1 pseudogene is annotated in these 385 nt (G+C 72.5%); it reads right to left on the bottom strand.

The features are described from left to right. Positions 1 to 385 (bottom strand): annotated as a pseudogene (locus ACEN88_RS34540) (hypothetical protein); the annotation flags it as partial.

Here is a 385-nt window from a genome sequence, read left to right as displayed (position 1 = left end):
GTGCCGTTCCACGTATTGCCCGTCAGGCCGCCGCGCTGGCCGTGCGCGGCGTCGAAGCTGTCGCCCCGGGCGGCGGCGGAAATCGTGTGCGCGCCGCGCGTACCCGTCGACGTCAGGCGCGCGGAAGCGATCTTCGTTTCGCTGACGTTGCCCAGCTTGTCCGTCGTCGTGCTCGCGTAATCCGTCACCGACACGTCGAGCGCGAGCGGATCGGCGGCACCGCGGCCCGCGCCCAGGTTCGCCGTGGCCTTCAGTGCCTTGACCGACTGCGTGCCCATCGCGCGGATGTTCTGGCCCTCGATGGCGGCCGTCAGCGACGGCGTGTCCATCGTGCCGGACAAGGTGCCGGACCCGCGCAGCGCGCCGCCGAAGTCCGGGCCCAGCG

Source organism: Massilia sp. CT11-108, assembly GCF_047302915.1.
Taxonomy (GTDB): Bacteria; Pseudomonadota; Gammaproteobacteria; order Burkholderiales; family Burkholderiaceae_D; genus Telluria; species Telluria orientalis.
The sequence above is the reverse complement of the archived record's forward strand: the minus strand, read 5'-3'. Positions and strand labels throughout refer to the sequence as shown.